Origin of the sequence: Rhodococcus sp. (in: high G+C Gram-positive bacteria), from assembly GCF_049286785.1 — a bacterium.
In the GTDB taxonomy this organism is placed as follows: Bacteria; Actinomycetota; Actinomycetes; order Mycobacteriales; family Mycobacteriaceae; genus Rhodococcus_F.
Genome location: NZ_JBAQEO010000202.1, coordinates 1 through 4,922, shown reverse-complemented (window position 1 = coordinate 4,922; position 4,922 = coordinate 1). Strand labels below are relative to the sequence as shown.

The following is a 4,922-nucleotide window of genomic DNA, read 5'->3' as shown; positions in this document are numbered from 1 at the left end:
TGCGCTGAGGTGCGATTCGGTCGATAGAGGCCGATCCGGGAAACCTGCATATCGGTGCGTGATCGCTTCTACTCGCGATCACCTCCTATCAACAGCGGATCACTTCGCATTCGGCAACGGGACGTACCGCATGAGCATTCCAATATTCAAAGACACCGTGCACGGACTCGACCCGGACACCGAGACGTCGCTGCGCCCAGGACACTCGACGTTGCGGATCGCTCTTGGAGCGGCGGCCGCGGCGACGGTTCCCGCCGCAGTGTTCTCGGGATCGGCGCTGGTGGCGACGGTATGTGGAGTCCTTGTCCTCGTGTGCGTCGCGATCGCCTCGGTGCTGATCTGAACTCGATCCCAGATCTTCGTGTCCCCTGCAAGGAGAAAGATCCAGCCATGCCGACCGCACCGCATACCGTCACGAAGGCTCAGCGTCGCCGAAGCGCCCCATGAGGGTCGATGAGCACGCAGGAGATCGAACTCAGGATCGGTGCAATGTTTGCAGATCGGGAAGAAGACGAGCAACCGATGATGTTGCACGGGAAGGCCGAACCCAGACCGCCCGCCGCTCTGCGAAGATTGTTGTTCATCGCCGAACCCGGGCGGGTTCGCCGAGGTCGCCGATTGGTCTGCGACGCGCTCGTGCGTGACAACTGACTGATGCGAACGAAAATGGAGGCGACATGGGTGCACGTCATGATCGAGCGATCGTGATCGTGATCGTGATCGTGATCGTGATCGTGGTCGTCGACGGGGCACAGGGGAATGCAGGGGCGCGGTGTGGGCGGCAGCGGTGGCGTCATCACTGGTCTGCCCGCTGCGTATCGTCCGCGGCCGTGCAGCACGCCTCGATTCAGGCGCCGGCGTAACACTCCTTCTCTCGATCCGGTGCCCGGCATCAGTTTCCAACACGTGAGGAGACGGTGATGGACTCGACGTTTGACGGATACGGTGATCGCACCGGACCAGGGCAGGAAACGGACTCGAGCGATTTCGCCATGGACTGTGTCCAGCAATCCTGTTACCGGAATGACCTTTCCGGTTTGGTAGACGCACTTGAAGATCGGGTCATCCGTGAAGAGCGGGACCTCGTGGAACGGGAATCACACGCTGGACCAGGCGTTGTAACCGAACACCCACAATCGGACTCGATCGATACAGGTGACGAAGTTCCGGATTGAGCGGGGCTGTCGACGTGACCAGCGTTGCTGATCGGGAACGTCGTCGGTGGTCGTATCACACTCGAATTCTCTGCTTGCCGTGCGTGATCCCGACTTGTGCGTCACCGCTGCAGTAGTGACGGTTCAACCGGATTGGGTGTGTTGGCCGTAGTGGTGGTCGATCGCGGGGTCGGGTTGCGGCCTGAACTGTCAGTCGGCGACAGAGGGATGTGTTCGACGAAGTTCATCTTCACGTCACCCGAGTCCGCGGCGGTCTCGCTACCGTGAACGGGCGCCACCGTGGTCGATCGGCCCGGCCAGGATTCAGCCATTGCAGCGGAGTGTGCACCGTGGAACTTCTTGTCGTCCTGTCCTTGATCAGTCTTCCGGCCGTCGTGCTCGGTCTCTACCTCACCTGGAAGGTGGTCCTGGTCGGCGAAATGCGCCGACTCGAACACCAGCGACCACCCGCCCAGATCGGGGAGACGGGGCCACTGAGACCCCCTGCCTGCAATTCCACGGCTCACCTGTCGGTACAGCGACACCAGCCCGGCGTTCGGACACACCACGCAGCGACCCAACGCGGCCGGGTGCCGGGGTGGGCCGAGAAGACCACAGTATGAACGGAGATTCTGGAGATGACCGAAGTGCCTGATACTGCTCTCACGTCGACGATAGAACCGGAGCGTGTCAGGCGCGAGCATGGAGTGGATGGCCGGCAGCTGCTGTCGACCGCGAAGGGGATCGTGATGGCGCTACACGGCTGCAGTGATAGCGCCGCGTTCGACGAGTTGCTACGCGTGGCCCATCGCTGCCACATCAGCGTGCTCAACGCCGCACGCGCATTGGTAGATTTCGCGATCGGTGACAGCCCACCGCTGGGCTCTTCGGCGCGTCCGGGCGGCGTCGCGGCTGTGTGGGCCGAATGGGAAAGCTGCTGCCTGGCTCACCGGCTACCGACGCCCGACCATCCGCTGTGAACGCCACCGCGAATACTTCGTGAAAATCGCATTGGGTCGCGTGTCGGCGCTGGCGTTTCCTTGGGCTGCTGCCAGCCCGCGCATGGGCCTGACGCCCGGGTCCGGACCTGGAAGGGTCACGCACCGTTGCTTCGAGCACGTCGGTTGAATTTTCGGTTTCCTTGTCCGATGCCCTCAGGTGGCTCCCGGTGAGATGTGTGGACTTGCTTGAAGGACAGATCAATCGAGATCGAAACCGACAACGTCGACCGGTGCCGGAATAAAGTCCCGATGCCGTATGAGCCGGTGATCTTGCCGGTGTGCGGCATCGACGTGGCCACGCCGTCGGGCAAGGTGTGCTTGCGACCCAGTGGGAGCGTCGCCGGGTCAGCAAGGGGTGGGATGTGGAAGGGGGCTTCCCGACTCAGTGAGGACATCGTGAAGACTCGGTCGTGAAGGGCCCGGAGAAGGCGATGCCACTGACGGTGATGAACGCGTACTCGACGGAGCTCGAGGCCGATGCCGTCGCGGTGCACCTGTCCGATTCGAGCCACACCTTCGAGGGCATCGGCAAGGACCTCGGGGTCAGCGGGGGGACCTTGCGCAACTGGGTGCGCGCCGAGCGTACGCCGGTCACCTGGTCACGCGTGCAGGACTGCTCCCTGGCCCCTGTGGGGACCTGCAGGTGGCATCGGCCGGTGAACGCGGGGATGGCACTTTTCGTCGACAACCCGCCTCGTATCAGAGAATTCGTACGTTTCGCGCTTGGAGTCCCTTCTGTGTGAAGGGCCGTATCCGTCCGGTCTGCCCGGGGCCAAGTTCGTATTCCACCCGCTGATTTTCGGTCAGGAACTTGAAGCCGTTGACCGCGATCTCCGAGAAGTTCACGAAGATATCGGCGCCGCCGTCGTCCGGGGTGATGAACCCGAAGCCCTTCTCGCTGTTGAACCATCGCACAACCCCCAGTGCCATCCCGTGAACTCCTCTCCCTCTCGGCCGAGCCCTACGTATGGAGGACGCGACTGTCACTTCGATCCACCCCGGGCGAGCAATCGGGCATACACGTACTGCACTGGCCGGGGTCACCGGCCGGTGGCGCATGAACGAGGCCTGCCGGTGAGATAGCACAGGTGCGGCTGCGGCGTGATCACCTCAGGTGTGCTTGGTGCCGCATCCCCATCGCCGTGATCGACAGGCCGATTACGCACACCACGGCTCCACCGACCACATTGGACCAGATCATTGCGGTTGTGGTGTTCACATTCGCGACTACCCACGGTGAGACGATCATCCACACACCCAGCAGTGGTGCGACGAATGTCATGCCATGGGTGCGGCCGTAGGCCGAGGTGAAACCGACCGCCAAGACTGCAACGGCGATCCCGGCGATCAGATTGTTCACCGCCAGCGACCACTGGTCGTCGAACCCGACAATCCAGGGTGAAGCCGCTGCATACAGGCCCGTAACAAGCATCAGCCCCTCGACGATCCGGGCGAGAGGTTGCTCCGCGACACGGTCGTACCGGTCGCGCAACGCGGCAATATCAGGATGTGTCTCGATCGACATGCTCGATGACGTCGACATGATGTGTTCATCTCCTCGGGATAGGGATAGGGATAGGGGTAAGGACCTCGGCTCTCGCGTCCAGGCGCAATACCTGGACATCGGTTCCGAAACGCCCGGCCACGACCGCCGGATAGTGCGCCGGGTCCGTTATCGGCGCCGCTGGCAGCGGATGGTGGTGATCGGGATCGGTGTACTTCGCACAGCGCGCTCGAAGCACAGCGCGCTCGACACTGCGCCGTACCGCCGTCGATGGACAAGTGGCAGGCGATCGGCTCCGCCGATCATTTCGACCACATGATGGTTCGATGACCGGGACCCGCCGGACCTGGTGCTCCTCCATCACGGTGACCACCTTGCGACACTCGATCAGGCCAACTCGCGTATGTCTTGCGCCACGGTGGTGAGCGCGTCGTCGTCGCCGACGTGCGCCGCACCGGAGCGCATGGGGCGCTGGCTTTCGTCATGGTTCCTCCGCAGATGGTGTCTCGAAGTGCCGCCTCGATCTTCGGGGACAGAAGGAAACGCTAAGGCGATCGTTCTCGGTCGCTCTAGAGTCCTTATGCCCCGACCTGTGCGGATGTTCGCCCGGCACCGTCGTGTCAGGTTTCTTCGTGCAGTCCGGCGGTTGTCGGGTAGGTCGGAACCGCTCGCTGAGTGCTGCTGCGTTGTGGTTCACATCTGTTCGGGCAAGGTGTGCAGAACCGCACACGGGGTGCGCTCCGTACCGGCGGGCGCAGCAGTGTTCCCCGACCTGGCGAAGACCGCCTCGAGGCCCGCCACATTGTGCACGCGGAAACTTCCAGGGTTGGATCCGGACAGGAACGATGATGTCAGCGTTCGCGTCCGGCATCTGTCCGTCAAAGCCGATCGCATGCAATGGAATCCTGTAGATTTCCATACTCGTCGTAAAGCCCGAAGCACCCGAAAAGCGTATCGAAGTACGTTGGGCCATCCCACCGTGAATTAACCGGGGGAACGCCGGGAGTGGCCGTCGAGGTCTGATGTGGATAGGTGGCTGGTCTTGCGAAAGGCGAAGGCCTGCAGTCTTCGTGGGTGCCGCTGGGGGATCATGGGTGAAGATGCGATCACCGTGGAGTGCGAGTAGCCTGGCATCCGTGCAAGATTCGTGATCGTTGATTGCCTTCTCGTCAAGTGAGTGAACGGTCGTTGGGAAATTCGGTTCGGGCCTGAGGGGTTCGATCACCATCCGTGATGGTCTCGTTCCGAGCGGCCCGAGAGTGT

At 62.4% G+C, this 4,922-nt stretch carries 7 protein-coding genes and 1 pseudogene; 6 read left to right on the top strand and 2 right to left on the bottom strand.

The features are described from left to right. Positions 1–130: 130 nt before the first annotated feature. The 6 genes and pseudogenes from WAW17_RS08255 to WAW17_RS08230 form a co-directional block, all read left to right on the top strand. Entirely contained in the window at positions 131–343 is a 213-nt protein-coding gene (locus tag WAW17_RS08255; protein WP_422332498.1) for a hypothetical protein, read from the top strand. Positions 344–453: 110 nt separating this feature from the next. Then, the gene (locus tag WAW17_RS08250; protein WP_422332497.1) at positions 454–651 is read left to right on the top strand and encodes a hypothetical protein; all 198 of its coding nucleotides are present in this window, start codon (positions 454–456) and stop codon (positions 649–651) included. Between the two features lie 26 nt (positions 652–677). After that, entirely contained in the window at positions 678–863 is a 186-nt protein-coding gene (locus WAW17_RS08245; protein ID WP_422332496.1) for a hypothetical protein, read from the top strand. Between the two features lie 641 nt (positions 864–1,504). Beyond that, entirely contained in the window at positions 1,505–1,777 is a 273-nt protein-coding gene (locus WAW17_RS08240; RefSeq protein ID WP_422332495.1) for a hypothetical protein, read from the top strand. 15 nt (positions 1,778–1,792) lie between these two features. After that, on the top strand, positions 1,793–2,134 hold the full coding sequence (locus tag WAW17_RS08235; protein WP_422332494.1) for an ANTAR domain-containing protein: 342 nt from the start codon (positions 1,793–1,795) through the stop codon (positions 2,132–2,134). A gap of 467 nt (positions 2,135–2,601) precedes the next feature. Beyond that, positions 2,602–2,739: pseudogene (locus tag WAW17_RS08230) on the top strand (IS3 family transposase); the annotation flags it as partial. Between the two features lie 115 nt (positions 2,740–2,854). Here the strand turns inward: WAW17_RS08230 and WAW17_RS08225 are convergent. After that, positions 2,855–3,085 (bottom strand): cold-shock protein, encoded by a 231-nt coding sequence (locus tag WAW17_RS08225; RefSeq protein WP_422332493.1) that lies wholly within the window; start codon positions 3,083–3,085, stop codon positions 2,855–2,857. A 175-nt stretch (positions 3,086–3,260) separates the two neighbouring features. Further along, the gene (locus tag WAW17_RS08220; protein WP_422332492.1) at positions 3,261–3,698 is read right to left on the bottom strand and encodes an SPW repeat protein; all 438 of its coding nucleotides are present in this window, start codon (positions 3,696–3,698) and stop codon (positions 3,261–3,263) included. Positions 3,699–4,922 lie beyond the last annotated feature (1,224 nt).

Bases quoted from the DNA above. Each gene is read 5' to 3' on its own strand.
- WAW17_RS08255 (WP_422332498.1), top strand. From the start codon at position 131: ATGAGCATTCCAATATTCAAAGACACCGTGCACGGACTCGACCCGGAC.
- WAW17_RS08250 (WP_422332497.1), top strand. From the start codon at position 454: ATGAGCACGCAGGAGATCGAACTCAGGATCGGTGCAATGTTTGCAGAT.
- WAW17_RS08245 (WP_422332496.1), top strand. From the start codon at position 678: ATGGGTGCACGTCATGATCGAGCGATCGTGATCGTGATCGTGATCGTG.
- WAW17_RS08235 (WP_422332494.1), top strand. From the start codon at position 1,793: ATGACCGAAGTGCCTGATACTGCTCTCACGTCGACGATAGAACCGGAG.
- WAW17_RS08225 (WP_422332493.1), bottom strand. From the start codon at position 3,085: ATGGCACTGGGGGTTGTGCGATGGTTCAACAGCGAGAAGGGCTTCGGG.
- WAW17_RS08220 (WP_422332492.1), bottom strand. From the start codon at position 3,698: ATGTCGACGTCATCGAGCATGTCGATCGAGACACATCCTGATATTGCC.